Source organism: Planotetraspora mira (assembly GCF_016863275.1).
In the GTDB taxonomy this organism is placed as follows: domain Bacteria; phylum Actinomycetota; class Actinomycetes; order Streptosporangiales; family Streptosporangiaceae; genus Planotetraspora; species Planotetraspora mira.
Genome location: NZ_BOOO01000082.1, coordinates 1 through 1174, shown reverse-complemented (window position 1 = coordinate 1174; position 1174 = coordinate 1). Strand labels below are relative to the sequence as shown.

Below are 1174 nucleotides of genomic sequence, written 5' to 3'. Positions count from 1 at the left end.
CTCCGGTGTCCTTGTCCTTGGCGGTCACGTTGAGGATGCCGTTCGCGTCGATGTCGGAGGTGACCTCGATCTGCGGCACCCCGCGGGGCGCGGGGCGGATGTTCTCCAGGCGGAACCGGCCGAGCACCCGGTTGTCGGCGGCGCGTTCCCGCTCGCCCTGCAGGACGACCACGTCGACGGCCGACTGGTCGTCCTCGGCGGTGCTGAAGGTCTCGGTGCGGCGGGCCGGGATCGTGGTGTTCCGATCGATGATCTTCGTCATGAGACCCCCGAGCGTCTCGACCCCGAGCGACAGCGGGGTGACGTCGAGCAGCACGACGTCCTTGACCTCGCCCCTGATGATGGCCGCCTGGACCGCCGCGCCGAGCGCCACGACCTCGTCGGGGTTGACCGTCATGTTGGGGTCTTTTCCCGTCATACGGCGCACGGTCTGCTGGACCGCGGGCATGCGGGTGGACCCGCCGACCAGGATCACCTCGTCGAGATCGGCCGAGGTCAGCTTGGCGTCGGCCATGGCCTGCTCGACCGGCCCCTTGACGCGCTCGATCAGGTCGGAGGTGATCTGTTCGAACGTGGACCGCATCAGCGTGGTGTTCAGGTGCTTGGGCCCGTTCGCGTCCGCCGTGATGAACGGGAGGCTGATCTGGGTCTGGCTGACCGCCGACAGTTCCACCTTGGCCTTCTCGGCCGCCTCGAAGAGGCGCTGCAGGGCCTGGGGGTCGGCGCGGAGGTCGATGCCCTCCTGGCGCTGGAACTCGTCGGCCAGGTGGTCGACGATCCGGCGGTCGAAGTCGTCGCCGCCCAGGTGGGTGTCCCCGGCGGTGGCGCGGACCTCGACCACGCCCTCGCCGATGTCGAGGATGCTGACGTCGAAGGTCCCGCCGCCCAGGTCGAAGACGAGGACGGTCTCGCTGCCCTTCTTGTCCAGGCCGTACGCCAGTGAGGCCGCGGTCGGCTCGTTGATGATGCGGAGGACCTCCAAGCCGGCGATCTTGCCGGCGTCCTTGGTGGCCTGCCGCTGGGCGTCGTTGAAGTAGGCGGGCACGGTGATGACGGCCTCGGTGACCTTCTCGCCCAGGAACTTCGCCGCGTCGGCCACGAGTTTCCTCAGCACGAACGCCGAGATCTCCTCCGGCGCGTACTGCTTGTCCTTGACCTTGAACCGCACGGCCCC

Annotated in this window: 1 protein-coding gene; it reads right to left on the bottom strand. The window is 68.7% G+C overall.

The window, feature by feature from the left end; all coding sequences use genetic code 11:
- Nucleotides 1-1174, bottom strand: a 1174-nt coding sequence (gene dnaK / locus Pmi06nite_RS41570) for a molecular chaperone DnaK (protein ID WP_203958766.1), incomplete at both ends; no start/stop codon positions are given.